The 24,749-nt window shown below is 60.1% G+C and carries 15 protein-coding genes; 1 reads left to right on the top strand and 14 read right to left on the bottom strand.

All coding sequences use genetic code 11. From position 1 onward, the window contains the following. Positions 1 to 157: 157 nt before the first annotated feature. From BLR69_RS22480 to BLR69_RS22460, 5 genes are all read right to left on the bottom strand, one after another. Positions 158 to 586 (bottom strand): RDD family protein, encoded by a 429-nt coding sequence (locus BLR69_RS22480; RefSeq protein ID WP_071493218.1) that lies wholly within the window; start codon positions 584 to 586, stop codon positions 158 to 160. A gap of 7 nt (positions 587 to 593) precedes the next feature. Further along, positions 594 to 1,022 carry an RDD family protein gene (locus tag BLR69_RS22475; protein WP_269458239.1) on the bottom strand — a complete coding sequence of 143 codons (429 nt, stop codon included), beginning with the start codon at positions 1,020 to 1,022 and terminating at the stop codon, positions 594 to 596. Positions 1,023 to 1,142: 120 nt separating this feature from the next. Further along, positions 1,143 to 1,919 carry a tetratricopeptide repeat protein gene (locus BLR69_RS22470; RefSeq protein WP_071493220.1) on the bottom strand — a complete coding sequence of 259 codons (777 nt, stop codon included), beginning with the start codon at positions 1,917 to 1,919 and terminating at the stop codon, positions 1,143 to 1,145. 163 nt (positions 1,920 to 2,082) lie between these two features. Continuing rightward, entirely contained in the window at positions 2,083 to 2,778 is a 696-nt protein-coding gene (locus BLR69_RS22465; protein WP_071493221.1) for a hypothetical protein, read from the bottom strand. Positions 2,779 to 2,857: 79 nt separating this feature from the next. After that, positions 2,858 to 3,250 carry a DUF2846 domain-containing protein gene (locus tag BLR69_RS22460; protein WP_170856112.1) on the bottom strand — a complete coding sequence of 131 codons (393 nt, stop codon included), beginning with the start codon at positions 3,248 to 3,250 and terminating at the stop codon, positions 2,858 to 2,860. A 371-nt stretch (positions 3,251 to 3,621) separates the two neighbouring features. On the opposite strand from BLR69_RS22460, the gene BLR69_RS22455 reads away from it, so the two are divergent. Further along, a complete protein-coding gene (locus BLR69_RS22455) occupies positions 3,622 to 4,815 on the top strand; it encodes an IS4 family transposase (RefSeq protein ID WP_071493223.1) in 1,194 nt (397 codons plus the stop codon). Positions 4,816 to 5,162: 347 nt separating this feature from the next. On the opposite strand, the gene BLR69_RS30820 is transcribed toward BLR69_RS22455, so the two are convergent. The 9 genes from BLR69_RS30820 to BLR69_RS22410 form a co-directional block, all read right to left on the bottom strand. Then, positions 5,163 to 5,555 carry a hypothetical protein gene (locus tag BLR69_RS30820; protein WP_134434953.1) on the bottom strand — a complete coding sequence of 131 codons (393 nt, stop codon included), beginning with the start codon at positions 5,553 to 5,555 and terminating at the stop codon, positions 5,163 to 5,165. Between the two features lie 28 nt (positions 5,556 to 5,583). Next, positions 5,584 to 13,689 (bottom strand): two-partner secretion domain-containing protein, encoded by an 8,106-nt coding sequence (locus BLR69_RS22445; RefSeq protein ID WP_232000931.1) that lies wholly within the window; start codon positions 13,687 to 13,689, stop codon positions 5,584 to 5,586. A gap of 30 nt (positions 13,690 to 13,719) precedes the next feature. Next, a complete protein-coding gene (locus BLR69_RS22440; RefSeq protein ID WP_071493225.1) occupies positions 13,720 to 15,441 on the bottom strand; it encodes a ShlB/FhaC/HecB family hemolysin secretion/activation protein in 1,722 nt (573 codons plus the stop codon). Positions 15,442 to 15,808: 367 nt separating this feature from the next. Next, positions 15,809 to 16,291: a poly-beta-1,6-N-acetyl-D-glucosamine biosynthesis protein PgaD gene (gene pgaD / locus BLR69_RS22435; protein ID WP_071493226.1), complete on the bottom strand. Its 483-nt coding sequence runs from the start codon at positions 16,289 to 16,291 to the stop codon at positions 15,809 to 15,811. A gap of 2 nt (positions 16,292 to 16,293) precedes the next feature. Beyond that, complete coding sequence (gene pgaC, locus BLR69_RS22430) at positions 16,294 to 17,634, bottom strand: poly-beta-1,6-N-acetyl-D-glucosamine synthase (protein WP_071493227.1); 1,341 nt, start codon at positions 17,632 to 17,634, stop codon at positions 16,294 to 16,296. Between the two features lie 2 nt (positions 17,635 to 17,636). After that, positions 17,637 to 19,634 (bottom strand): poly-beta-1,6-N-acetyl-D-glucosamine N-deacetylase PgaB, encoded by a 1,998-nt coding sequence (pgaB, locus tag BLR69_RS22425; RefSeq protein ID WP_071493228.1) that lies wholly within the window; start codon positions 19,632 to 19,634, stop codon positions 17,637 to 17,639. Between the two features lie 12 nt (positions 19,635 to 19,646). Next, entirely contained in the window at positions 19,647 to 22,127 is a 2,481-nt protein-coding gene (gene pgaA / locus BLR69_RS22420) for a poly-beta-1,6 N-acetyl-D-glucosamine export porin PgaA (protein WP_071493229.1), read from the bottom strand. Positions 22,128 to 22,427: 300 nt separating this feature from the next. Next, on the bottom strand, positions 22,428 to 23,924 hold the full coding sequence (locus tag BLR69_RS22415; protein ID WP_071493230.1) for a YdgA family protein: 1,497 nt from the start codon (positions 23,922 to 23,924) through the stop codon (positions 22,428 to 22,430). A gap of 146 nt (positions 23,925 to 24,070) precedes the next feature. Beyond that, positions 24,071 to 24,703: a hypothetical protein gene (locus tag BLR69_RS22410; protein WP_058425806.1), complete on the bottom strand. Its 633-nt coding sequence runs from the start codon at positions 24,701 to 24,703 to the stop codon at positions 24,071 to 24,073. Positions 24,704 to 24,749 lie beyond the last annotated feature (46 nt).

Below are 24,749 nucleotides of genomic sequence, written 5' to 3'. Positions count from 1 at the left end.
AACAATCGCGGCATTCTACGGAGTTGAAAGGCGTTCTCAAGCTGTTTTACAGCCCGAGCGGCGCCGTGTTACTGGCGTTTTGCCCGACAAGCCCAGTAAGCAACGCTAAGGCCTTGTCCGCAAAACAAAAGATGCTGGCCCTGGGCCATCATCCTACCTACCTATTGATCACAACCGTCTTGGCCAACATATCGCCCAAACGACGACGCATGCCGAACAACACAAAAAGACCGTCCAATACGCTGAACAGCAACTTCGGCGCATTGCGCAGGAACGACTGGAACAGCGTGCAGTTCATGGGGTACGGGTACCCCACTACCGCCGTGCGGCATACACGCTTACCCAAGCTCTGGCCATTGGGCAACGCATCGCAAAACAAGCAGTACCCGAAGGCCAGGAACAACAGCGCGTAGTGCAGGCCATTGAGCAATGCCGAGCCTACTGCGGCGTCCAGAAAGACAGAGCCCAGGCTTCTGTTCAAAAACAACAGGAACAACACCACGGCCATATCGATGAAATAGCCGAGTAACCGTCTGAACGGGCTGGCGAGGTCCCAGGTTTCTTTAGTCGCTACTGAATCGTTCATAACGTCCTTACCCTCTGCCATTGTCATAAATATCCGCGAGGCTGCGAACGCTCGTCAGGTTGCCGGTCTGGATCACGATGGTCTTGGCGAACATATCGCCCAGGCGCGTGCGCGACTCCATGAAAATCCACACCCAATCGATGACCACCAGCGCGCCGGAGTTGCGCGTGAACGACTGCGAAACGCTGCAACCTTTACGGGTCTTGCGGTCGACGGTGGCAATGCTCAACAGGCGCTTGCCCAGGCTCTGGCCGTTTGGCAGCGCGTCGGCCAGCAAAAAGTAGGCAAAGGCCGCAAAAAAGGCCGAGAGGAAACCGGCCTTGGGGGTGACCGCAGGCACGTGGGCTGACAGCAGACCGGCGCTGAACTTCACGATGAAAAAGATCAGCACTGCGATGGCGCAGTCGACGATACGTGCAGCCAGGCGACGACCGATGCTGGCCAGGACGGTCGGGCGTTTAGGGGGGGGCTTGCATCCATGTGGTGTTGCTCCGGCTTCAAGGTGATTGGGTCTGTGTTGAGTTCGAACGGGCTATGGCATCAGGGCTCCAGCCCTTCAATTCAAACCGACCTTGAGAGACCGCTCGGACGACCAGGAGTCCTGGCCTGCCGGCAATAGCGGCTCGGCAGGAATGCGGTATTGACCGAATGCGGTGACCACGGCCTGGTCTACCTCGGCGTTGCCCGAGCTTTCGATCAATAGGATTTTCGGCACATTCGAACCCGACAGGCCTTGCACTTGCAGCGTCACCGGCTTGCTCGCGCTGCCGCGTTTGATTTGCTTGTTCAAGGCAATCTCGATGTCCAGTGCCGTACGATTGAGGCTCTTGCGACTGGTGTCACCCCAGGCCTCGTTGTAGCGCTGTACCTGTTCAGCCGTCAGCACCGGACGTTGCGCGCGAATGCGCTGAAGGCCCTTCCAGGCGACATCGCCGGCATGCTGGCTGGCCTCCACGTAATACATCATGGCCCCGAACAAATCCTGCGGGCCACCGCGCCCCTCTTCCATCAATCGGGCCAAGGCGAGTTTGCTTTTATCGCTGTCGCTGTTGGTCAGCGCCAACTGATAAAGCCGTCGCGCCTCCACATCGTTGCGCACTTGCCCGTGGCCCTCCTCGGCCATGCGCGCCAGCCTCTCGTAACCGACGCCATCCACGGCGGCGACGGACTCATAAAGCGATCTGGCCTTGGGAAAATCTTGTGGCACGCCACCACGACCGGATTCGTACAAACCACCGAGCGCAGTCTTACAGCGCACGTTGCCGTTATCGCTGGCTTGACGAATGAACTGAACCTGATCGGCTGTGGGGCTTTTCTCGCCCTCGGACAGCATGCATTGAACGTTGGCCAGACTCTGCTCAAAGGAGCTTGGCGGCCTGGAAGCTTGACACCCGGTGACGAGGCCGGTGATTGCCAGTAGAACAATTGCCTTTTTCATGTGATGCGTCCGTGGAATCGGGAAACAGGGGCGGTCCAGCATTAATGCACGGGCTGGCTTATTTGAGCTCTTTCACCAAATACCCACTGGAGATCTGCGTAATCCCCGTGAGCGCGCGGCGCAACGCCTCGGGGTCGGTGCGATAGGTGAGCGGCGTGTAGCCGTAGACGTTCTGGCCATTGAACGGCGTGACCGCCTCGCTGGTGCGCCAGACCATTTCATCGCCGCGATTCATCTGCGCCAGCACATTGAGGGTGGGGTACACCACACTGCTGAACCCTTGGGTCAGGCGAAAGCCCCACTCGGCCACGGTCAGTTGGATCTGCGCATCGGCGGGTTCGTCGTCACCCACCACTTTGAGGGTTGAGGTCTTGCCCAACGCATCGATAAAGCTTTGTTTGAGCAACACGCCCAAATCGATTTTTTCAGCGTCCATCACCGTAAGGATCGCTACCGGCGTCGGCATCTCGGCCAACTGCCCAAGTTTCATACCACCTGCAAACCCTGCGCCGCTCAACGCCGCCGTGCCCAGCCTGGATGCACCGCTGGCCATGCCAACGCCCGCGCCAAGCCCGGCCCCCAATGCTGCGCCCCAGGCTTGCTCACGGCCCATGTAGACCATCTGTTGCGACTCCCACTTTACCGGCAACACCTTGACCGTCTTGATCTGGGCGCGGTGTTCGGGTGTAAGGGGATGGCTGACACAGCCGCCGAGGATAAGGGTGGTAAAGAGGATGAAGAGGAGGTTTTTCACATCAGTCCTTGAACGTTTGCGCAGGGTGAAAAATGACGGCCTGCCGGACCTGGAGCCTGGCAGGCTTCAACGGTTCAACTCACTTGCTTTCTTTCGCTACGGTGCCCAGGGACGCATCCTTGACCAGGTAACGGCCTTCGAGGTCGCTCAGCACTTTGAGGCTGTTGCGTGCGATGGCGAAGCCCATGTCGACTTCCTGCTTGAGGTAAACCACCTGACCCGCCTTGACATCAATCGGCATGTCCGCCCAGTTTTCAGCCTTGGAGCTGATCACGTGCTTGCCCGGTGTCACGAAAAAATAGATGTACTGGTTACCGCGGTTGTAACCCATCTCCGAGTCGGCTTCCTTGTCATCCAGGAACACGTTGAAGCGAACCATCATCCCCACGTTGCTCGGACGCACCACATACACCAAGCCTTTATCGGCGACAGCAGCCTTAGGCAACGAATAGTTCGCCACATCGGCCTGCATCTTCTCCACCGACGGCGTCGAGGAGCAGCCAAACAGCGTGGCCAGCGACAGAGCAACAGCGGCTTTGCAGAACAACTTGATCATGTATTTCTTCCTTGTGGGTAGCGGTGGGGCGGTTTCGAAAACGCCGACGACGGCCGGTTCACCTTTTCCTGATGCGTCTGGTCATCGCCAGTGTGTCGGCAGTGGGTGGCGTTACATGAGGCATTGTGCCATCACTGTGATCCCGTGTGCGGGTTTGTACAAAATGCGGTCTGGCCCTGAGGGATCCCCGATTTTTCTTACCGAAAATCAAGAAGTTGGAATATTGAAGACGCCTGCATGAGTCGGCAACTTGGTTTGCACCACACAAAAACAAGACCCCCGAACTCATGCAGGCCATCCGATTTTTACACAGAGCACTCGCTCAAGCACTGCCTTCAATCCATTCTCGCCGTCTGACAACGCTGGTGAGTTGTGTCAGTTCGTTACTACGAGGTCGTCGCCTGACGCTGACTGCGCTCGGACGTTTTATGCCAGGTCAAGCGTATCCAAAACATGCAATCAAGCGAGTGGACCGATTGTTGGGTAATCAACACCTGAGAGCGGAGCGGCCATTGTTCTACTGGGCGATGCTGCGGGCATTGCTGGGCTCCTTGAAGCACCCTTTAATCTTGGTCGACTGGTCGAGAATTGATGCGCCTGGCGACGCTTTTTTGTTAAGAGCTGCGGTCCCGTTTGCGGGACGTTCATTTTCTATTTATGAAAGCGTTCATGAACGCGAAAGTTGCCCCAGATATCAAAGCCGTCTGCTCAAAACGTTGGCTGAGTTACTGCCTGATGGGTGCGTTCCAGTCCTGGTCACTGATGCAGGTTTCCGGCGCCCCTGGATGAAGGCTGTAGCAGCGCAGGGCTGGTATTACGTGGCCCGTATACGAAATCGTGAGCTTTATCGTCGCGAAGACAATGACTGGCAACCAGTGAAGAATTTGTACGCTCTGGCCACCTCATCGGCCAAATCGTTAGGCCGTGTCGAGATGACAAGTAGCGCCCCTCACTTCATCGATTTGTACTGTGTCCGTCATTCAGCAAAGGGCCGCAAACACCAGCGTGTTACAGGCTCAGTCGCTAGAAGCAAACTAAGCCGGCAGTCCGCTAGACGTGAACGCGAGCCGTGGTTGCTTGCCAGTAACTTGTCGCAAAGCGAGTGGAATCCAGCAAAAATCGTCGCGATTTATAAGCGGCGTATGCAGATCGAAGAAGGCTTTCGGGATGTCAAAAGTGAGCATCTGGGATGGGGCTTGAACCTGCATCGAAGCCACTGTCCAAAGCGCATTGAAGTGTTGTTGCTGATTGCCGCTTTGGCCAACTACCTGATCTTCTTAACAGGGTTGCAGGCACGAGAGAACCAATTGGAGCGGCGTTATCAAAGCAACAGCCTCAAGGAGCGGCGAGTACTTTCTCTGTGGCGTTTAGGCCTGGAGTATTGGCGCAGTTGCACAGGTCTCGGAGACCGAAAGCAATTAGAAATATTGGAGCATGCTCTGCGTGATGAGGTGCATCATCAGGCGCAGAGCTTGGAGTAAATTTGTGGGGATCCCTCAGGGTCAGACCACCAATATACATTGGTGCACTAATCGTGGTCTGACCCCTATTTCCCATGCCCCCTATTTCCCAACCTCAAAACTAATTATGAATAATCACGTCAATCTTGTTCAATTCCAGCAGTCTCGAAAGATTTTCTGCGGGGGGGGGGGGCGCTTCTAAAAATATCCATCTGGGTTGATAACCCTTCACCGTATCTCGAAGATAAAGATCTTTCTCAATTTGCTCGGAAAAATAGGGGGAAGACCACCCTTAATGTAACCGTGGCCTCCCTATATTTCTTCTTTGGACATCAAATTTATTTGCTGCAATTCCCTTTTTTACCCGTTCAGACGACGATGACGTCACCGGAATTCAAATAAATCGAGTAGGACTCATAACCATTTGTAGCATCCGATTCGATGATGATTTTCGCTCCCTTGCAAAATGTTATCTGTAGTGTATTAGTCTCGATTTCCTCAACAGACTTAACATCCATTAATAAAAAATCTAACAAAGGCGCACTGGTAGATGAGTCATTAAATTCTCGTTCGCCCATAAGGTCTTCAATTTGATATTTCAACCCACATTCTACGCAGAACGAAACTTTATAGGGCGATACACCTGCGAATGTCTGCGGCCTTGAGAAGTCAAACCTTGTAACACGTACTCCAAAACACACCATTTCTAGATAACAACCAGAAAGCAGCGAAAAATCAAAATCATCTGGCAAAGTGCTCATACATACCTCTAAGTTAATCTATAAGCCTTCAGCGACGAACGGGCGGTAGAGAATCAGGAGGAAGCGGGATATGCGTGTCCCCCTGACCGATCCCCGGCTTCCCAGTCGCAGGATTCATCGGTTGCTTCCCTGAATTTTGCCAGCGCCAGTAGCCATTCTCATAACCTGAAACAGATGATGATCCAGGCGGCATAACCCGTATATGCTCCCCTTTTGCGGGGTCAGTCCCTGGCGGATAGTAGATTTCACCACCGTTTTTCCCCGGTCGACTCACCCATCCAGACGGAATTATCGGAGCCTGTGGTGAATTTGATATTTCCTCTACGTTTTTTGGAATCTTCGCTTTACCTTTTGGGTCGCCCCCCTGAGCTCCTGCTCCTCCCTTACCCTTCCCAACAATCGAAGCAATAGACGTTTTATCACGCCCTATCGAACCGCCAGAAGCTGTCAGCACCTCCTTCCCAATTAAAACCGCTTTCTCCCAGGCCGGCAGCGAGTTGTACAACAACCCCATATCGTTCTGGTTTTCTTCGGTGACAAACTCCTTCAACCGTGATGCGTCTGCCTCAGAAAGGCCGAAGTACCAGCGCAAGCTACTGACACTATCTGCCGTCTGTATCCCCCCCTCATATTCAGACTGATAACCGACGCTGCAAAGCCCTACCTTACCCGCACAGCCTGCCAACATCTCTGCCCGCTTCTCAGCGCTCAGCTTTTTGTATTTTTCCCAAATGGCGTCTGTTGGCTCGCCTTTCTTATTGGCGTTTGCGAGTTCCTTCTGTAAATCAACGACATCTTTCGCGCTCAGTTGGTTATTTTCAACCGCGTTCTTCCCAACCTGCGCCGCTGCCACCGCATTCAGCGCGTCCTTGCCAACCAACGATCCAGAGAGCCCAGCCGCCAAGGTCGAGAGACTGGAAATTGTCTGCTTTTGCGCTTCGGACAGGTTTTCGTTACTGACTCCGCCATACAAACTTTCTTTGATCAGCTGTGCAGTTTTCTCCGCCGCCACGGCCCCGGCTGCCCCTGCCAGGGCCGAGTTCCCACCGGCCCGGGCCAGCACTGCACCCAACACTGCGTGAGCCATCAGATTGGCGTTCGGGTCATCCTCGGTCTTCTGCTTGATCATCTGCGCCATGTACGGCGCCGCAGCACCCGCCATCGCCCCGCCGATGCTGCCACCCATCGCCGCTTGCACTACGGCAGTCACTGCCTGGCTGGCCTTCTGGAAGCTGCTGCCAACGCCATAATCCTGCTGGGCACGCTGGCTGACTTGTTCCGGTGTCGGGTTGGAGATACCGTCCTCAATCAGCTTCTGCCGCGTAGCTTTACTGACGTCACTGTTTGGGTCGTTGGCGGCCCTGATCCTGGCCGCAGCAATCGCATCGCCAATCCCCTTGGTCAACTCCATCGAGCTTTTGATCAGGTCCATGCGCTCTTGCATGGCCTTTTCATCAGGCTTGTCGAGGCGATGGTTGGCATTAGCCGTGTCGCGGTTCAAACCAACTAGGTCGTTGGCGCCTTCGGGGTTGCGCACTACGATCGTGCCTTCGCTGACAGCACTGCGCGTATAGCTGTGGTCCGAATCGTTCAGCGACATTCCATACAAGGCACCCGGCGTGAGGGTACTCGCGCCGCCACTGTACGAGCCGGAGACGCTGACGCCGGCCGATTGGCTCTTGATCTCGCTCTTATTCTTGATGTCGCTGACCAGCAGTCGGTCGGTGAGCAGCAGGTTTTTGTCGGCCGTGGCTTCACTAGCAATCACCGCACCTTGCAGGGTGGTGTTTTTGGCCACATCGATGGTGTAGCCACCCTTGCCAGCAAAGAAGCCGCTCTGGTCGGTAACCGCCTGGTAGTCGCTGTTCATCTTCGACGCCGCCAGGTTCGCGGACGCGGTTACTGGGGAGCCATAACAGATCGGCGGAATGCAGATGCTCGCACCGAAGCCCGCGCTGTTCTGCTTGCTCTTGGACGTTTCGGTGTCCTGGCGCGACAGAATGTTGAGGTTGCCGCCGATGTTGGCATCGATACGGTCTGCGCGTACCTGCGCGCCGATCAGGCTGGTGTCCTGGCCGCTGCGCAGCACCAGCGAGCCGGTGTCCAACGTGGTGTTGACCTGGGTAACCGAGCCACCCAAGCCAAGGTTCTTGGCCGTTTGGGCACCGAGGTCGATAGTGAAACCGTTTTGCTCACCGATGTTGAAGCTTGCACCGATAGCGGTCCTGTTGCGTGAGCCGTCGTTTTTGCGGTCGGTGGTGTTCTGTGCGCTCTGCATCAGGATGTTGTTTTTCGCGGACAGCAACGTGCTGTCGGCTTTCAACGTACTGCCGGTAATCGTCAAGTCACCCACAGTGCCCGGTGCATCGCCCGCAGCGATGATCGACAGTTTGCCCCCGGCGTTGAGGTTGCTCTGGTGAGCGGTCTGCGCCGTGTATTCGCTGCTGTTTTTGGTGCGGGTATTGGCCAGTTCGGTGCCGATCTTGATGAACGAACCGTTGCCGACGGAGCCACCGGTTTTGTCCTTGAAGCCGGTGCTTTGCTTAGCGAGTTCGCCGGCCTGGTTATTGAGGTTGTACATCGACAGCGCCGCTTGGGCGATCTTCACCGCCTTGAGACGCGGGTCGTCGGCACTGCGAGCGGCCTCGGCCGCGTCGCGGATGCTACGGGCGGTATCGACAACAGTGCCCGCAACTACACGCCCAACCGCCAAGCTTTTTGAACTGTCCTTACTGGTCTGACTGGCCGTCTCCATCCCCGAAGTAACGGTGACATTCGCCCCACTCAACTCCATGTTCTTGGTGCTCACCAGATCACTGGCCACCACCTTCAACTCACGCCCCGCCGTCAGCGACACATTGCCCGCGCTCGAACCAATGGTGCTGCCGGTCAAGGTCATCTCATTGGCCGTGCCGTTGTGCTTCGAGCTGTTGATGTACAGCTTCTGGTTGCCGGTCATGTCGTCCAGACCGAGCTTGTTGCCGGTCAGCACGCCGGTGAGGTCGCGATTTTTTTCCTTGTGCATGTCGGTGCGGGCGAAGGTGTTTTGCGCCGCGTCGACAGTCAGGTCGCGGCCGGCCTGGACGGCGAGGTCGCCGGTGCTGACCAGGTTGGAACCGGTGACGGTGGCGTCGCGTTTGGCGGCGACGGTGACGGTTTCGCCGGAGACCATGCTGCCCAGGGCGGTGGTGCGTTTTTCGTCGACTTTGTCCTGGACCTTGCTCGACTTGAGCCCACCCCAGCTGCTTTTGCTTTCCTTACGTTCGTGGCGGGCGCTGTCGGCGTTGCTGACGGCGAGGATGTTCACGTCCTGGCCGGCGACCAGTTGCGTGGCGCCTTTTTCAGCGGTAACGGCACTGCCGGCCAGCAGCAGGTCCGCACCAGCGACGACGGTGTTGTTCGTCCCCGCGCTGACCAGGCTGCCAACGTTGTTCACGACGTCGGTTTCATCCAGGCGGAATTTTTTGCCCTGGGAGGTTTTCTTGGTCTTGCTGTAGAAGCTGTAGTCCTGGTCTTGCGCGGCTTTGAGCTCAAGGTTTTTGCCGGATACCAGGTACGCCTCGTTGCCAGCATTGACTTGGCTGGCGACCAGTTGCAGGTTCTGCCCGGCACTCAGGGTGGCGTCGCCGCCGGCCTTGATCACGCTGGACACTTGCTGCACGTGGTCTTCGATGCTTTTGACCTTTTTTGTGTTGCCCGTGGAGTGCTGCTCATTGGCCGCTGCAACGGCGTTGAGGTCGCGGGTGGCAATTAGGTTGACGTCGCGCTTGGCCTCGACCTGGCTGGCCACGGCGCTGATGTCGCGCCCGCCAATCACATGCAAGTCGCGGCCAGCGTCGACCACGGAGCCTTGCTGGGCGATGGTGGTGAAGCTGGAACGGTTGCCGATGGCGCCGCTGTCGAGGGTTTTCGAGGCGGTGATGTTGACGTCGCCCACGGCCTTGACCGTGGTGTCGGCACCGCTCTTGAGCACACCGCCGACGTTGTTGAAATTGCCGCCCGCCTGCATGACCAAATCGTTGGCCGATTCGATGCGCGCGGCGCTGTCGACGAAGTCGCTGCGTTCGGTGCGGTAGCTGCTGGCGCTTGCGTGGGTGGTGACGCTGCGTTCGTTGAGCAGGTCGGCGCCGGCGGCGAGGTTGACGTTGCCCGCGCTGATTACACCGCCTGCGCGGTTGGTCAGGTTGTTGGCGCTGAGCAGGTCGAGGCGGCCACCGGCTTCCATCAACCCACTGTTGGTGAGGTTGCCGCCGGCGTTCGCCAACAGGCTGCCGGTGGCACGCAAGGTGCCGGCGTTGTTGAGGTTACGGCCGGTGATCAGGTTGACGTCAGTGCCGGAAATCAATGCGCCGTTGGGCGCCAGGCGGTTGCCGGCCTGGGCCAGGTACAGCACCGGCACCAGCACTTGTTGGCCGGCGACGGTGGCGTTTTCCAGCCACACGATGTCGTGGGTCAGGGCGGCGACTTGTTCGGCGGTGAGGCTCACGCCTACGGACAAATTCAGCGCGCTTTTGCTGCTGATGGCGTTGTCCATCAGGTGCTTGAACAGGTCGGCATCGCTGGTCTGGCCGTCGATGAAACGCTGGCCGGTGCGAGCGAGCACGGCTTGCTGGATCAGGCGCTGTTCGTAGAAGCCATCGCCGAGGCGTTTTTGCGCGGTGTCGGGGTCATAGCCGAGCTTGCTCAGCATGTAGTCCGAGCTCATGAACTGGCGCATGTCGGTGAGCAGCGGGTTGGTTTCGATCAGGTACTTGTGCGGGTTGGCCGCGAACTGGCTGGTGGGCAGGCCTTTGGCGCCATCGCTGTCGCTGAGGTGGAACAGGCCGTTCTCGCCAGTGGGCAGGTCGAAGCCGGGCAGGCCCAGTGGGTTGACCTGTTGCTGGGCAACGTCCGGCGGCAGTTGCGGGTTGAGGCTGACCAGGGTCGAGTAGCCCGGCGCATGGGTGTTGGCACCGCTGCCGACGTAGGTGTAGCCACCGCGCACGACGCTGTTGTCGATGCCGGCCTGGGCCTTCACATCCACGCTGCCGCCGGCCTGGATGACGGCGGCGTAGCTTTGGTCGGGCACCATCAACTGGGTGGTTTTGCGCAGGTCGGTCTTTTCGGTCTGCATTTTGCCGATGAACGAAGCCAAGCCGGCTTCGACGCCTGTCATGTCCTGGCCTGCCGAATAGCGCTGGGTGAAAGCCGCTGCCTCGCGGTACCAGCCCCCCGGCTTACGCTCGCGTTCAGAGGTAAAGACACGGTCGTATTGGGTGTCGTGGGTTACCAAACCAATGTTGGTCAGTTGGTCGACGCGCACGGTCATACCGCCACCGGCGGCAATGCTACTGCTGCTGTTGAGCAGCTCGCCGCCGGTGAGCAGCATGTTGCCGCCCGAGGTGATGCTGGACGCTGCCGTGGCCTGGGTGACGATAAAGTGATCACGCTGGGTAATCAGGAACGGGCGGTTCTGCTTGGGGCCGTCGCAGTCGCCACCGGTCACGCCAAAGATGCAGGCGGTGGGCGTGATGGAGGCGCTGTAGATGCCGGAATCGGTGGTGAGCACAGTCCGGACGTTCTGGATCGTGCTGGCGGCCAGGATCAGGTTGCGCTCGCTCTCGAGGGTGCCCGAGCTGTTGATGATGCTGGTGGCCAGGCCACCCTGGCCGTCGCGGTCGACGCGCAGGTTGCCCATGGCGTAGATCGTGGCGCCGAGGTTTTTCAGGCGGTCGACCTTGAGGTTCAGGTCGCCGCCGCTGAAGATCAAACCGTGGTCGTTGAGCAGGTTGCCCACCGAAAGATCCAGGCTGCCCTGGCTGGCGACGCTGCCGCCCACAGTCCAGTCCTGGCCGCTGCCGACCAGGGCACGGGTGCCGAGCAGCTTGCCGGTGGCGGTCTGTTGCAGGTTATCCACGTTGACGGTCAGGCGCCCGGCCTGGATCGCGGTGCTGTTGGTCCAGCTTGCTTTATCGAAGGTCAGGTCACCGTTGGTGACCAGGCTGCCACCCACGTCATCGAGGCTGATGCCACTGAGGTCGAGCACGCCGGTGCCCACGTGCAACACCTTGCCGCCGGTGTTCTGGAAGCGGGCGGCGGCGAGGCTCAATTGGTCGTTGGCGGTCTCCAGGCTACCGCTGTTGTCGAGCAGGCCACCGATGGCGTAGCGGGTCTTGCCGCTGCTGCCCAAGGCGCGCATTTGCCCGCTGTTGTTCAGGCTGGCGGTCTCGACATCGAGGGCCGTGGCGCTTTCGATCAGGCCACGGTTGGTCAGTGCGCCATTGAGGCTGACGTCGATGCGGTTGCCGGCAATCTCGCCGCCGTTATCCACATTCATACCGGTCAGGTGTACACGATCGCGGGCGAACAGCGCGCCGTTGCCGTTGTTGAAATCCGTGGCGTCAATCTGCGCATCACCGGCTTTGGCGGCGATGCGGCCACCGTTGTTGTCGAGGGTGCCGGCGGTGATGGTCACGCCAGCGTTTTCACTGTGGATCAGGCCATTGCCGCTGTTCTGCAACAGGCCGCTGGCGGTCAGGACCAGGCCATCGTTGGCGGCCAGGGTGCCGTTGTTCTGGTTGTCGACGCTGTTGGCGAACACGGTCAGCAAACCCTGGCTGGCGAGCTTGCCGCCCTGGTTATTGATGTGCGCAGCGCGCTGGATCAGCAACGGCCCGGCGCTGGCCAGCTTGCCGTTACGGTTGATCAGGTCGCCGATCAGATCCAGGGTGATCGCCCCGCCGCCGGTCAGGCTACCGGCGCTGTTATCCAGGCTATTGCCGTTGAGGGTGAACGCACCGCTGCTGTCGATGATGCCGCCCTGGCTGTTGTCCAGCAGGCCGCTGACGGTGAGGGTCTGTGCGCCGTCGCTGAGCAGGCGACCTTTGTGGCGGTTGTCGACACTGGCGGCGGTGATGTTCAGCGCCTGCTTGGCGCTCAAGGTCGCACCCTGGTTATCCAGGCTTTGCGCCGTGGCGGTGAGGCTGCGATTGGCGATCACGGTGCCGGTGTTGGTGATGCGCTGGCTGTCGAGGCTGACGTCGCCACCGGCATTGCGCGTGTTGTCAGGGTTGACCCCGGCTTCGATGATGCCGCTGTTGGTCAATTGGCCGTTGCTGGCCAGGGTGATGCTGTCGTGTGCAGCGAGGGTCTTGCTGTTTTTCAGGGTGCCCTTGGTCTGTGCCTTGAGGGTGGTGCCGGCGTAGACCGCACCTTTGGTCTCCAGGCTCGCGGCCTTGATGTCCACCGCACCGCTGGCGGCGGCCTGGGCCATGCTCAGGTGGCCGTTGGCATCGAGTTGAATGTCGCCGCCACTGGCGGCCAGCGTACCGTCGAGCTTCACGCCCACACCGGCTTCGGTGCCCACCAGTTTGATCGCGCCGGCGTACATGCCGCCCAAGGCCGACGAGTCAATCGCCAGCTCCGGCTTGGCACTGCCGTCATCGGCACGGGCGGTGGTTGCCAGGCTTTGGGCATCGACGTCATTGCGCCCGGCGATCACCGTGAGTTGTTTTGCGTTGATCTGCGCATTGATCTTGGCCGAACGTGTGATGATCTCGAAACGGTCGACGTTGCTCGCGTTCAGGCCTTTGCCGTCGATGGTCACGGCGCCGCCGTCGACCTGGTAGCTTTTCAGTTGCCCGGCCTGATCGATCACCGGTTTACCGGTGGTCAGGGTGACGTTGGGGGTGTTGATGAAGCCGCAACCGTTGCAGCTGATGCCGTAAGGGTTAGCGACGATCACCTTGGCCGACTGGCCCGCCACTTCGGTGTAGCCGCGCAATTGGCTGGGGCTGCCGCCTTTGACTTCGTTGAGGATGACATTCGCCGCGCCGCCCTTGAGGTTCGGGTTGCCGACAATGATCCCGCCCAGTTGTGTGCTTTGCACAATGCTGTTGGCGTTGTTGAGGATCACGCCGTTGGGGCCGACGTTGTAGTCCTTGAACTGGTTGTGGGACAGGCCGCTGCCATTAGGGGTGGCGATGTTCACCACCGGCACGCCGTTGCCCGCCTGGCCGACCGTGGTACCGGGGCCACTGACCACGATGCCTTCGGCGCTCGCCAGCAATGGCTGCCAGAACAGCGCGTTGGCCAGGATCAAGGCCAGGCCGCGTTGGCTCAGGGTTTTCAGGGCAGTAACAGGGCGAACGTCCATATTCAAAATCTCAAGGCAGCGGGCGTTGAATTACAGGTAGAAATCCAGGCGGAAATAGATCGGCGCTTCGCGCTCGGTCATCACGCCAGGTCGCTCCAGGGAATGGGCAAAGGTCACGCTGGTGCTGACGTTTTTGCCGCGGGCGAACAGCTCGAGGGAGTTACTCGACACCCGGCCGTGCTGGTCATCGTTGTAACGATCGTGGCGAATCACGCCTTGGTCGTAACCGACGCTGGCGCCGTATTCGACAAAGGCCGGGCGCATCCAGTCGAGGGTAACCGGGCGGGCCCAGCGCACTTCGTTGCGCCAGTAGCCGCCGCTGTCGCCGGTCAGTTGCTGGTCCTTGAACCCGCGCACTGAGTACGAGCCGCCGAGGCTCATGCGTTGCGCCGGGTACAACACGTCTTCACTGCGCTGCCCGGTGGCCAGGCTGGAAAAGCTCAACGATTCGCCCCACAGCGTGAAAGGTTGCAGGTAGCTCACCGTGGCGGTGTATTTGCGGTAGCGCGGGGTGGGGGTGAGGTTGCCGCGGATACGTTCCTGGTCATCCTTCTGGGCGTCAAAGGCACCAGTGCCGTTCTGCATGCCGACATCCAGGTTGACGAAGGCGCTGCCGATGCGGCGTCCATGGGTGATGCCCACCTGGAACTCGCTGAGGCGGTTGCTGCTGACGTCCAGGCGCTCGTCGTTGAAGTAGTTGTTGGTGCGCAGATGGGTCAGGCCGACATTGACCGAGGTCTTGCTCACGTCATCGCGATGCACCACGCGCTCGGCACGCAGCTGGTGGTTCTGGCTGTCGCCTGTCTGCTTGTACTTGTAGCCGTCAAGGTCGCCCGGCGTGCGGTAGTCGCTCTCGCTGTAGGTGTAACTGAAGTTCCACCAGCCCCACGGCACGTTGTAATACAGCATGCTGTTTTTCGAGGTTTTCTGGTGGTCGCTGATGGCGTCGTGGCCACCGCGCAGTATCAGTTGATCGGCCAGGCCCAGGGGACTGTCCCATTCCAGGCCTGCGCCCCATTGCTGTTCGCCGGTGCTTTTCTGCCCGTCGTTATTGCGCGACAGGCTGGCGCGCCAGGGCTTTTGAGGGGTGTTCTTGACCAGCACTTCGCTGCCGCCGATCTGGCTGCCGGGGGTCAATTCCATCTGCGCCTGCCTGGACGGCAAGCGGCTCAGTTGATCCACCAGTTGCTCGACCTCCCGCAGGTTCAGCGCCTCGCCGACCTTGCCGGGAAAGGCCATGGCCAGTTCGCGGTCGGTGACGGTGCTGCCTTGGGCGCCTTTCAAGCCTTCGAGCTTGCCTTCCACCACCAACACCTGCAGGTGGCCGCTGGAAAGATCCTGTTGCGGCAGGTAGGCACGGCTGGTGACGCGGCCCTTGGCGATGTAGTAGTCGGTGATCACCTTGAGCAGCTCATTGAGCTGCGCCACGCCCAGGCATTTGCCGATATAGGGCTTGAGCAGACGCGTGCGGTCGGCGCCGGACAGGCTGTCGGCGCCCTTGAGCTCGATGTCTTTGATCGGGAAGCAGCGGGTGTCGACCGGCGTGGCGGGAGCCTGGGGCTTGGCTTCTTTGCCAGGCAGGTCCTGGAGTTCTTCCAGGCGTCGACGCTGCTCTTCCAGAAGTCGGTTCTGGCGGTCGCGGATCAGGTCCTGATCCCCTGGCGTAGGGGCGGCCGTGGCGCTGTTCAGGCTCAAATAAGCGAGCAGGAAAGTGCACAGAAAGTACCGGGTCCGTGGCAATAACAAAGACATGTTCGATCCGTCGAAAATCAAGGGCCGGCAAACTAACATCGAACTTGCACTCACTCAAAACACCGAGCTAGTTGCACATTCGCACTAGTTATTCACACAAGCCATTGATTAATAACAAGTAAATTTAATCAGATAGATGTACGGCGTGTCATCGGAAGTATTATTCCGACCAGCGACAGCACTATTGATCGCGATTCATCGGAGAACTTATTAATTGCCACTAATTGGCCATCAAGTTCTCGTCGAGATAAGTTAGTACCGGAAAAAGCAGAAAAGTTCGCGGGCGTTTTGTGAATTGGATCCCACTTGTCGGGATTAACCGAGGTCGTTCCCACCTTGCATGGGAACGACCTTACAGCGCACTGGCTCAGCTGGCGTCTTTGTTCTGGTCCTTGCCGGGCACCAGGGTCAGCCCCGGCTTTTCTACATCACGCGAGACATGGGACTTCACACCCGCCACACCGCCCTCGTCGTCATTCTGGATGACCAACACCCCAGGTCGGCGCAACTGCTCCAGGTCCCCTTCACCGAGGCTGAAGCTCTCGCTCAGGCGCTTGTCGCTGAGGGCGTTGCCCTCGGCACGGCGCTGGGCAAACTTGCGTCCCTTGCGTTGCTGGTAGCGCGCCCAAGTGACCAGGATCACGGCGTTGAACAATGCAATCCACAGGTACACCTGCAGGGTATTGAGCGCGGCAAAGATCGGCGCCTCGATGCGCGGCCCACCGTGAGTCTCCAGCATCGAGGTGATCCCGCGCGCCAGCAGCCAGATCAACCCTGCCCAAGCGGCCAGGGTCAGTAGCACATCAATGATCCACATCACCAAACGCTGGCGGGTTCTGACCAGTTTCATGATCACGCCTCCTCTTCGGTAGGTTTGATGCCGCGATCAGGGCTGACCCAGCGCGCACGCTTCTGATGCTGGTTGAACAGCACCTTGGGGAAACTGACCAGGGTGGTGAACAGGCTCACCAGCCAGAACACCATCGGGTACCACACGGTCCAGAACAGGGTTTTCCACAGGTCTTTCTCGTAGCGGCGGTCGATCATGATGCTCACCGCGAACTGCACCAGGCACACCATCGCCAGCACCAGCCCGGTAAACGCCGGCGGTACCAGCGAGTCCACGGTAATGGCCGGTGGCAGCACCATGAATTTGCCGAGCACGTAGAAGATCACGGACAACAGGAAGGTAAACGCCCAACCGGTGGACAGGCAGTACTCGAACAACAGCGGCCACAGGTAGCGATGACGCCATTGCCAGATGCCACGGATGTTCTTGAACAGCACTTCGGCACCGCCCTGGGCCCAACGCAGGCGCTGCTTCCACAGGCCGCCGACGGTTTCGGGCATCAGGATCCAGCACAGCGCGCGAGGCTCGTAGAAGATGCTCCAGTGATCGAGCTGCAGCTTCCAACTGACATCGATGTCCTCGGTGATCATGTCAGTGCTCCAGTAGTCGATGCGGTCCAGCGCCTTTTTACGGAACGCTACCACCACACCCGACACCGTGAAGATCCGGCCGAACACCCGTTGCGTACGCTTGATCAAGCCGATGATCGAAGAGAACTCGCCGACTTGCACTCGACCGATCAGCGTCGAGCGCGTGCGGATGCGTGGGTTGCCGGTGACGGCGCCCAGACGCGGGTTGTCGAGCATTGGCGCGACCATGTAGGCCGCGGCGTTTTTGTCGAGCAGCGCATCGCCATCGATGCACACCAGGTATTCGCTGCGCGCCGCCACGGCGCCCATGCGCAGGGCCACGGCCTTGCCCTGGTTCTGCGCCAGGTGCAGCACGCGCAGGCGCGGATTCTCCAATGCCAGGGCATCAAGTACGGCGGCGGTGTTGTCCTTGGAGCCGTCATTCACCGCGATCACTTCGATGTTCGGGTACAGCTGACCCAGCGCCGCATGAATGGTATCGGCGGCGTTATCGCCTTCGTTGTAGCAAGGGATGATGATCGAGATCAGCGGGTTGCCGGCCAGGGTTGGCGCCGGGGTGTCCTCTTCCCAGGGCCAGTGGCGCTCCCAGTGCAGCCAGAAGTACAGGCCGCCGGCGATCCACAACGCCGACATGAACAGCGGGTAGAAAAACACAAAGTCCATCAGGAACTGCCCGGTGACCAGGAAGATCAGGCCCAGGGGCACACCCAATACCAATGCCAGCACGAATAAAGCCAGGATTCTATCGAACATGGTCAAGGGTTCCATTGGTTGGAAAGGGCCGGACGCACAGTCTTCAGGTCCGGGGAGTTTTCCAGGAAGTTGTCCGGGTAGTAGCCAAAACTGGTGACACCCTGGCGCTTGAGCACACCCATCCATTCAGCCATCTGTTGGCTGTCGATGTCCGGTGCGGCCTTGGTGCGCCAGTCTTTGGCTTGCAGTTCGAATACGGTGCGCTCCAGCGCGCCAGGGCGTGCCTTGACCGTCGCCACCAGCTTCTCCAGCCAGGCGTTGGAGGTCTTGTATTCCTGGCCTTCCATCAGTGGCATGGCCATGGGCGCCGTCCAGTCGTAGGTCTGGAGGAAGTCATCGAGGTTCTGCGCGAACCAGGCTTCGCTGCCTGGGTTGAGCATCGGCTCGGCGAAGATATTGCGCGCCGTCAGCAACTGCGGCCCACCGATGGCGCGGACCTTGGCGGTCAGCTCCTTGGTGAAGTCGATCAGGTAGCGGCTCTTGAAGCGCGTCCAGCGTTGCATCACCGCCGGGTCGGCACGCAAGGCCTGGATCGTGCCCGGCAGACCGGCGGCGACATACGCCTTGAGCGCAGCAGGGCTGGCATCTTCAAAATCGTTGAACACCGCATCGTCGTGGTACAGCACACCGTCGATGGCGTTGTTGCGCGCCAGGTCTTCGTAGATCTCACCGATGATCTTGCGCACCTGCGGGTCAAACGGCGACAGGCGTTTGTATTGGTCCGGGTCGAGGCCGACCTGGCCGGTCTTCGGGTCCCAACGCGTCACGCGTGGCAGCTTGGGGTCGAGGGCAAAGCTGAGCACCGGCATCCACGCGTACACCGCAGCATGAGCCCGGGTGTGCAACTGCCAGGAGACGCGGTTGAACAGGTCGGCACGCACCGGCAGGTGGCGGTTGGGGAAGTACAGTTCATGCACCAGGCCGTCACCCTTGGGGTCGGCGAAGGCTTGCAGGAACACGGTGCCCGCGCCCATGTCCACCACGCGTTGCACCAACTGGTCGAGGTTGCGCGCTTGCTGGGCCGGGTCTGGGTCGTAGACGTTATCCAGGTCCACATGCAACACGCGCATCGGTGCCTTGGTTTGCGCCGCGACGATGCTGTTGGCGAAGTGTTCGCCATCCGGGTCGGAAGCCACCAGGAAGCGCGGGCTGTTCATCAAGTCGTTAGAGCTGTCGAGACCATCTTCCAGGGTCAGGGCCATCTGGTAGCCCTGCTCGCCAATGATCGCCAGCGAGGTGCCCTTGGCAGCACCGTACGGCCATACCCACACCCGTGGTTTTTTGCCGGTGACGTTCTGGATCTTGTTCGAGATGGCCACGACGTCGGCCCGCATGCGCGCATCGAACTGCGCCTGGCTTTCATAGCGGCCGGTGGCTGGGTCAAAGCGCAGCGAAGTCGCCGCCGGCTCCAGGTTGCCCTGGGGGTTGGCCAGGATGCCTTTGTGGTTGTTGTCGGTGTGCGCGGCGATTTCCACCAGGCCCGACTGCGACACTTCGCGGATCTGCTGCCAGGTGAGGAACTCGCCACGTGGCCGTGGTTGGCCGGCGAAGTCCACCGGTTGGTTCATCGGCGTGTCAATCCAGTAGCCCACCGGCGCCAGCAGCGCAGGCCAGCGATAGGCGCGCAGCACCGGCATCACCCGGGTGTAGAAACTGGAGTAGCCGTCATCGAAGCTGAGCATGATGGCTTTGGGCGGCAATGCCGGCCCACCGTTGCGGGCCGCCAGGATCTGGTCGACGCTGACCGCCTGGTAGCCGTTCTCGCGCAGCCAGGCCAGCTGCTCGATCAAACGCTCGGTACGCACCGCTACCACCGCCTGATCGGGGTCGCGATCCTCGACGTCGTGGTAGGCAATGCCCAGGAAATGGTTTTTCGGCCACGGCGCTTCATTGACCGGTGTCGGCCGCTCGGCGGGTGGCGTGAAAGGCGCGGGTTGCTGGGCGCAGGCACTGGCCAGCATTACACCCAGGATCAACAGGCAACGGCTGAAGACGGTCATGGTCAGGCTCTTCTAGAAACGGTAAGTGAGGTCGACGAGCAGACGCAGATCGCGTTCGCGATTGCCGTCGTAAGGTCGGCTGATCAGGCTCAGGTTGGCGCCGGCGTCCAGGACATCGTTCCAGCGATAGCGTTGGCCGTAGCCCACCAGACCGATGCCACCGGTGGAATAGTCCCGCTGGCTGTAGGTACCCGCACCGACCTGGAACTGCTGACTCCACTGGGTCTCGTAGCGGTGATAGAGGACATGGTTGATATTGAGGACCGGCAACACGGTGAAGTCCGACTTCGGGTTGAAGTAGATCGTGTCTTCCTTGCTGTTGCGGCTGGCGCCGACTTCCAGGCCCAGGTCCACTTGCACTTTCGGCGAGCTGTAGAGGCCTTCGCGGCCACTGAGCAAGGCTTCGAAGCGGTCGTTGCCGTCGCTGAAATGGGAAGGGCTGAGGGTCAGTTTCCATTCGCGGCTTTCATTGGCGCGCCAGCGGATGAAACCGCTGCCGCCGTTGGCTGTGATCCCGTCATTCAACGCCCGCAATGGGGTGGTGGACAGCAGGTAGCCGAGGCTACCGCCGTATTGCCAGGTGTCGTTGATGTCGCGGGCAATCGACACGGCGGCGCCTTGTTTTGAGCCATCGCCGTAGGAATGGTTGGAGACCTCGGCCTCAATGGTCATGTCGCGGGTCCGCCGCTCGACACCGACCACCTGCCAACGATGCTGCCCGGTGCCCTCTTCGAACGTGGCGCGGGCATAGCCGGCACCGGCGAACAAGCGCCAGTCCTCGTCGATGGGCGGCGTGTAGAGGCGGCTTTCAATACCCCAGTCGCGGCTACCCGAGACAGCTCCGGCATCGCCGTTGCTGCCACCGCCGAAGCTTTTACCGGTGTAGGCCTCGACCCGCAGCTCGGCCATGTCATGCACTTCGCGCAGGCGTTGCAGGCGCTGCACCTGGCGGTTGTCGGGGTTACGGGCGACCACGTCGTCGGTGAGGATGTCGAGTTGGCGCCACTCCTGCAGGTCCAGCGCCGTGTAGGCCTGACTCACTTCCAGGCCAATGTCGCGTGGGGCCTGGGCCTCTGTTTCCTTGAGCGAGCGTTCAGCGCGTCGAGGCCAGTCACGGGCGCGGTACATTTCCGCTTGCGCCAGGCGCAGGCCGATGCTGCCTGGGGCCTTGCTCACCAGGTCGTCCAAGGCTTTTTCGCTGGAGGGCAGGTCGGCGCCGTAGGTGCCGGCCTGCGCGGACAATTGCTGGGCGTCCATCCACTCATCGTTCGGGTTGCCAATCGGCAGCCCCTTGAGTTCAACCCTTGGTTTCTGGGTGTCGGCCAAATGCTTGGCGACCGCACGTGCTTCATCCACCTGGTCGTTTTCGAGCAAGGCGTAGAACAGCGCGGTGGTGTCTTCAACACGGTCGCCCACGTCCGCATCGGGTGCGTCCAGCGCCTCGCGGTACAACGGTGCGGCCTTTTCCGGCAGACGCTGGTCGAGGTACGACGCGGCCACCCAACGCTTGGCGTAGGTGGGCAACCGCACGCCTTCGGCCTGGAGGGTCTCGTATTCGCGGATCACCTCAGCGGTACGCGCCCGTGCCTTGAGCGCGCCCAGGCGGTCGATGCGCCAGATCACCACGTCGTCATGGGCGGTGGCGTCCGGGGTCCAGCGGGCGAGGAGCTTGTCGTAGTCCTGGAGCGCACGGTCGGCGATGACATAGCGTTCTTTTTCGGTACGCGTGGCGAACTCGGCGATGCGCACGCGCTCGGCGGCCAGGTCACCTTCGAGGCGACGCTGGGTCACCGGATCGACCAGCCCCGGACGCTGGGCCGACAGGCGCAACGCCGGCTGCGGCAGACGGGCCTTTTGCAGGGCGACCACGTATTCGCGGGCGACCTCCGGTTTGTCGCCGGCACGGATAAAGGCTTGGTCGAATTCAAACAGGGCGTCGTACTGCAAGCCTGTACGGGTCAGCGCGTAGCCCAGCGCCATACGGCGGTTGGGGTCGTCGGGCTTTGCGGCCACCAGTGCACGGGTGCGTTGCACCGCTTCGCTGGCCTTGCCACCGTCAGCCTCCGTGAGGGCCAGGCCCAGTTGCAGGTCGACATTATTCGGCTCACGCAACAGCGCCTTGCGATACACCGCTTCGGCCTGCGCCCACTGCTTCTGGTTACGATACGTGCGCGCAACCGTGGCCAGCGCCTGGGCAGTCAGGTTCCGATTCTGCCCCTGAGCCTCGTACACCTTCAGCACTTCGGCATCCTGGCCGGCCCAACCGGCGATCACCAGGTGGTCGCTGATCTGGCCTGGCGTCTGGCGCTCGGCTGGCCATTGGCGCAATTGGGTCAGGGCGGGGGTGAAGTTGCCGTTGCGCGCCTGGATGATCAGGGCGTCATAGGCCGGGTCGGCCATGGCGAAGGTGGGCATCAGCAACTGGCTGCACAAGGTTACCCCGATGAGCAGCCGTAGCCGGCCTGAGGCACTGAGTGGGAGGTTTCGCAGCATATCGTGAGCTTCCTTACACACGGAAAGCCTTAACGATAGGTGGTCCTGAGCAATTTGCATCAGGGTGTCGGCGTCTCGTGACCCGACCTAGCTTTCCTGTATGAACTATCCCCGACGCCTATATGAAAAAGGACAATTCAGAACAATTGTTCAGAATTGCCCTACAAGTCTGAAATACGAATGGGGGAGCGAAGTTACCTGCGATAGAGGGTTACCAGCCGACATGAGTGTCGACGGTTTGACCCTTATCGCGGGTAACCCCGCTCCCCCATTTTTTATTTCAGGGCAATGGCAAAATCTTTACTGCGCGCCGCCAACCGCACCGACCTTGGACATCACGAAGCCAATGAACTGCTCCACGGTCATCTTCTGGCCGTTGAAGGTCACTTCATTGTTGGCGTAGTGAAGTTTGGAGACCACGTCGCTGCCCACCAGCGTCGCCAGTTGCGTACCAACGGCCATGCCGCTGACCATCTCGCTGGCCATCTGGGATTGCTGCTCGATGGCTTTAGGGTCGGTCACACCGCCGACCTGCGCCTGCAGCGCAGCAACGTCAGCAATCATCGGCTTGGACAGCGTCAGGTTCGCGTCCAGCAGCGAGACCATTTGCTTGCCCAGTTCAACCGGCGGCAGCTCCATGGAAGTTGGCTTGGCCAAGTCCAGCACCAGGTTGAATTTGCTTTCGCCGTGGGTGGTTTTCAGCGACAGGTTTTCCAGCGCCAGGTGTGGCTTGGCGGCCAGCAACTGGTTGACGTTGGCTTCGGCCAGGGTCTGCTCGGCTTCGGTCAGTTGCAGCTCCGGCACCGGTTGGCCGGCGGCCGCAGCGGCTTGCACCGGCTGCATCTTGTCCTGGTACAGCTTGGTCAACACCAGGCCCGATGGCACATCGATGTTCTTCAGGCTCAGGGCCATGGCGGCAGAGCCGACCGGTTTGCCCTGGTAGCCGATCTCGTCGATCTTGTAATCGACGCGGCCAGCCATGTTGTTGTCTTTGACTTCGCTGGAGTCTTTCTGCTCGAAGCCCTTGAGGGTCAGCACGGCTTTCTGCGGGCCGAAGGTGAGCTTGGTGTCCGTCAGCTCTACGGTGTTCTGCCCGGTGTAGAAGCCGAAGGTGGATTTCTCCAGGTTGCTGGCCACGGTCAGGCCGGCGAATTCGGCGTTGAACGGCGCGCCATTGGCGTCAACGACGGCCAGCTTGAGGCTGTTCATGTAGCCATCCACCTTGACCTTCTTGCCTTCGGCAGTGCTGTCGAAGTCCAGGTTGAGGCCGGAGAAGCTCACAGAAGACGTCTCGTCCTTGAACTCCAGGGGCAGCAGTTCGAGATTACCGTTCACCGAGCGGCTGTAGCCGATATTGGCCACGCCTTTGAGCGGCGACACATCTTTGGCGGCGGCGAACCACTTCTCGGTGGTGGCGTTCTTTTCCAGTGCATAGTGACTGGTGGCCATGACCGGCAGCCATTTCAGCGACACCAGGCGCGAGAATGGAAGCGGGCCGTGTTCGATATGGTCGACAATCAGCAGCTCAGGGTTCGGGTTCTGTTCGCCGAAGACCGAGCCCTGGCCCTTGAGGCGATAGTGCGCGGTGCTGCTGAACAGGCCACGGTCCAGGGACACCAGCTCCAGGGTGGCGCTGCCGTCGACGCCCGCCATGGAGCGTTGCAGTTCCTTGTTGGCGTCCTTCACGGCCGTTTGCAGCACCGGCTCCAACTGCTTGCCGGTGTACCAGGCACCGCCTGCGCTGACGACGCCCACGGCGACAACAAAACCCAAAAGAACGACTGCTGGCTTATTCATGAAGTGACCTGATCAAATCCTGTGAGAAGTGGGCTGTCTTCCTTGAACCCCGAGGGGGTTGGCTCAAGCCCGCCGAAAACGGGGGAAGATTAGCACTGGGGGCCGCGAACGGCCCAGCTTTTCAGAGGGATCAGTTCAGCAGGAGTTCAGGAGTACTCCAACTCAATTTCATCCAACTGGTGGTCGAAACTCTTCAACCGCGCCGTCCAGGTGTACACCAGCACCTCAAACTCGCGGTGTATCACGGCGTTGCCCGGGGTATCGGCCTTGGGGTCGCAGAAGTCCAGCTGGTAGCGCTCGCGAGCCATTTGCGTGGCCACATCGGACAATTCCCGCGCGTTGTTCAGCCAGTGCCGACCGTCAGCCACTTGCCGGTCGAGCGCCACGCACTGTTTTTTCAGGACTTCGAGGCTTTTTTCCAGGGGGGTGCCGGTGAGGTCGCCCATGACTTCCTGGAAGGTACGCCCCGGCTGCCAATAGCTGCCCCAGAAATAGCGGTCGAACACGGTCTCGACCCGGCGCAGCGCGACCTTGGTGTCCCAGATCGCCACACGGGTCTTGCCCTGTTCGAGGAGCTTTCGCTTCACCCGCTGATTTTGGTAGGAGGCCCAGGCCACCACACCGATGGACAGGGTGCCGATCACCAGACAGGCGCTGTCGAGAAACACCATGGCCTTGTCGAGTTGGTGAGCCAACATGACGCCGTAGAAATAAGCAGCCGATAACAGCACCAGTGCGAAGAGCACGCACCAGAAAGCGGGAGCATAAGGGTTTTTCATTATTGGAATCCCCATGAGCAAACGCGAGCAGTGTCAGGTGAAGCGT

The sequence above is a fragment of the Pseudomonas azotoformans genome (assembly GCF_900103345.1).
GTDB lineage: Bacteria > Pseudomonadota > Gammaproteobacteria > Pseudomonadales > Pseudomonadaceae > Aquipseudomonas > Aquipseudomonas azotoformans.
This window is presented reverse-complemented; position numbering and strand designations above follow the sequence as displayed.

Bases quoted from the DNA above. Each gene is read 5' to 3' on its own strand.
- BLR69_RS22480 (WP_071493218.1), bottom strand. From the start codon at position 586: ATGAACGATTCAGTAGCGACTAAAGAAACCTGGGACCTCGCCAGCCCG.
- BLR69_RS22470 (WP_071493220.1), bottom strand. From the start codon at position 1,919: ATGCTGTCCGAGGGCGAGAAAAGCCCCACAGCCGATCAGGTTCAGTTC.
- BLR69_RS22460 (WP_170856112.1), bottom strand. From the start codon at position 3,250: ATGCAGGCCGATGTGGCGAACTATTCGTTGCCTAAGGCTGCTGTCGCC.
- BLR69_RS22455 (WP_071493223.1), top strand. From the start codon at position 3,622: ATGCAGGCCATCCGATTTTTACACAGAGCACTCGCTCAAGCACTGCCT.
- BLR69_RS30820 (WP_134434953.1), bottom strand. From the start codon at position 5,555: ATGAGCACTTTGCCAGATGATTTTGATTTTTCGCTGCTTTCTGGTTGT.
- BLR69_RS22445 (WP_232000931.1), bottom strand. From the start codon at position 13,689: ATGGACGTTCGCCCTGTTACTGCCCTGAAAACCCTGAGCCAACGCGGC.
- BLR69_RS22440 (WP_071493225.1), bottom strand. From the start codon at position 15,441: ATGTCTTTGTTATTGCCACGGACCCGGTACTTTCTGTGCACTTTCCTG.
- pgaD (WP_071493226.1), bottom strand. From the start codon at position 16,291: ATGAAACTGGTCAGAACCCGCCAGCGTTTGGTGATGTGGATCATTGAT.
- pgaC (WP_071493227.1), bottom strand. From the start codon at position 17,634: ATGTTCGATAGAATCCTGGCTTTATTCGTGCTGGCATTGGTATTGGGT.
- pgaB (WP_071493228.1), bottom strand. From the start codon at position 19,634: ATGACCGTCTTCAGCCGTTGCCTGTTGATCCTGGGTGTAATGCTGGCC.
- pgaA (WP_071493229.1), bottom strand. From the start codon at position 22,127: ATGCTGCGAAACCTCCCACTCAGTGCCTCAGGCCGGCTACGGCTGCTC.
- BLR69_RS22415 (WP_071493230.1), bottom strand. From the start codon at position 23,924: ATGAATAAGCCAGCAGTCGTTCTTTTGGGTTTTGTTGTCGCCGTGGGC.
- BLR69_RS22410 (WP_058425806.1), bottom strand. From the start codon at position 24,703: ATGAAAAACCCTTATGCTCCCGCTTTCTGGTGCGTGCTCTTCGCACTG.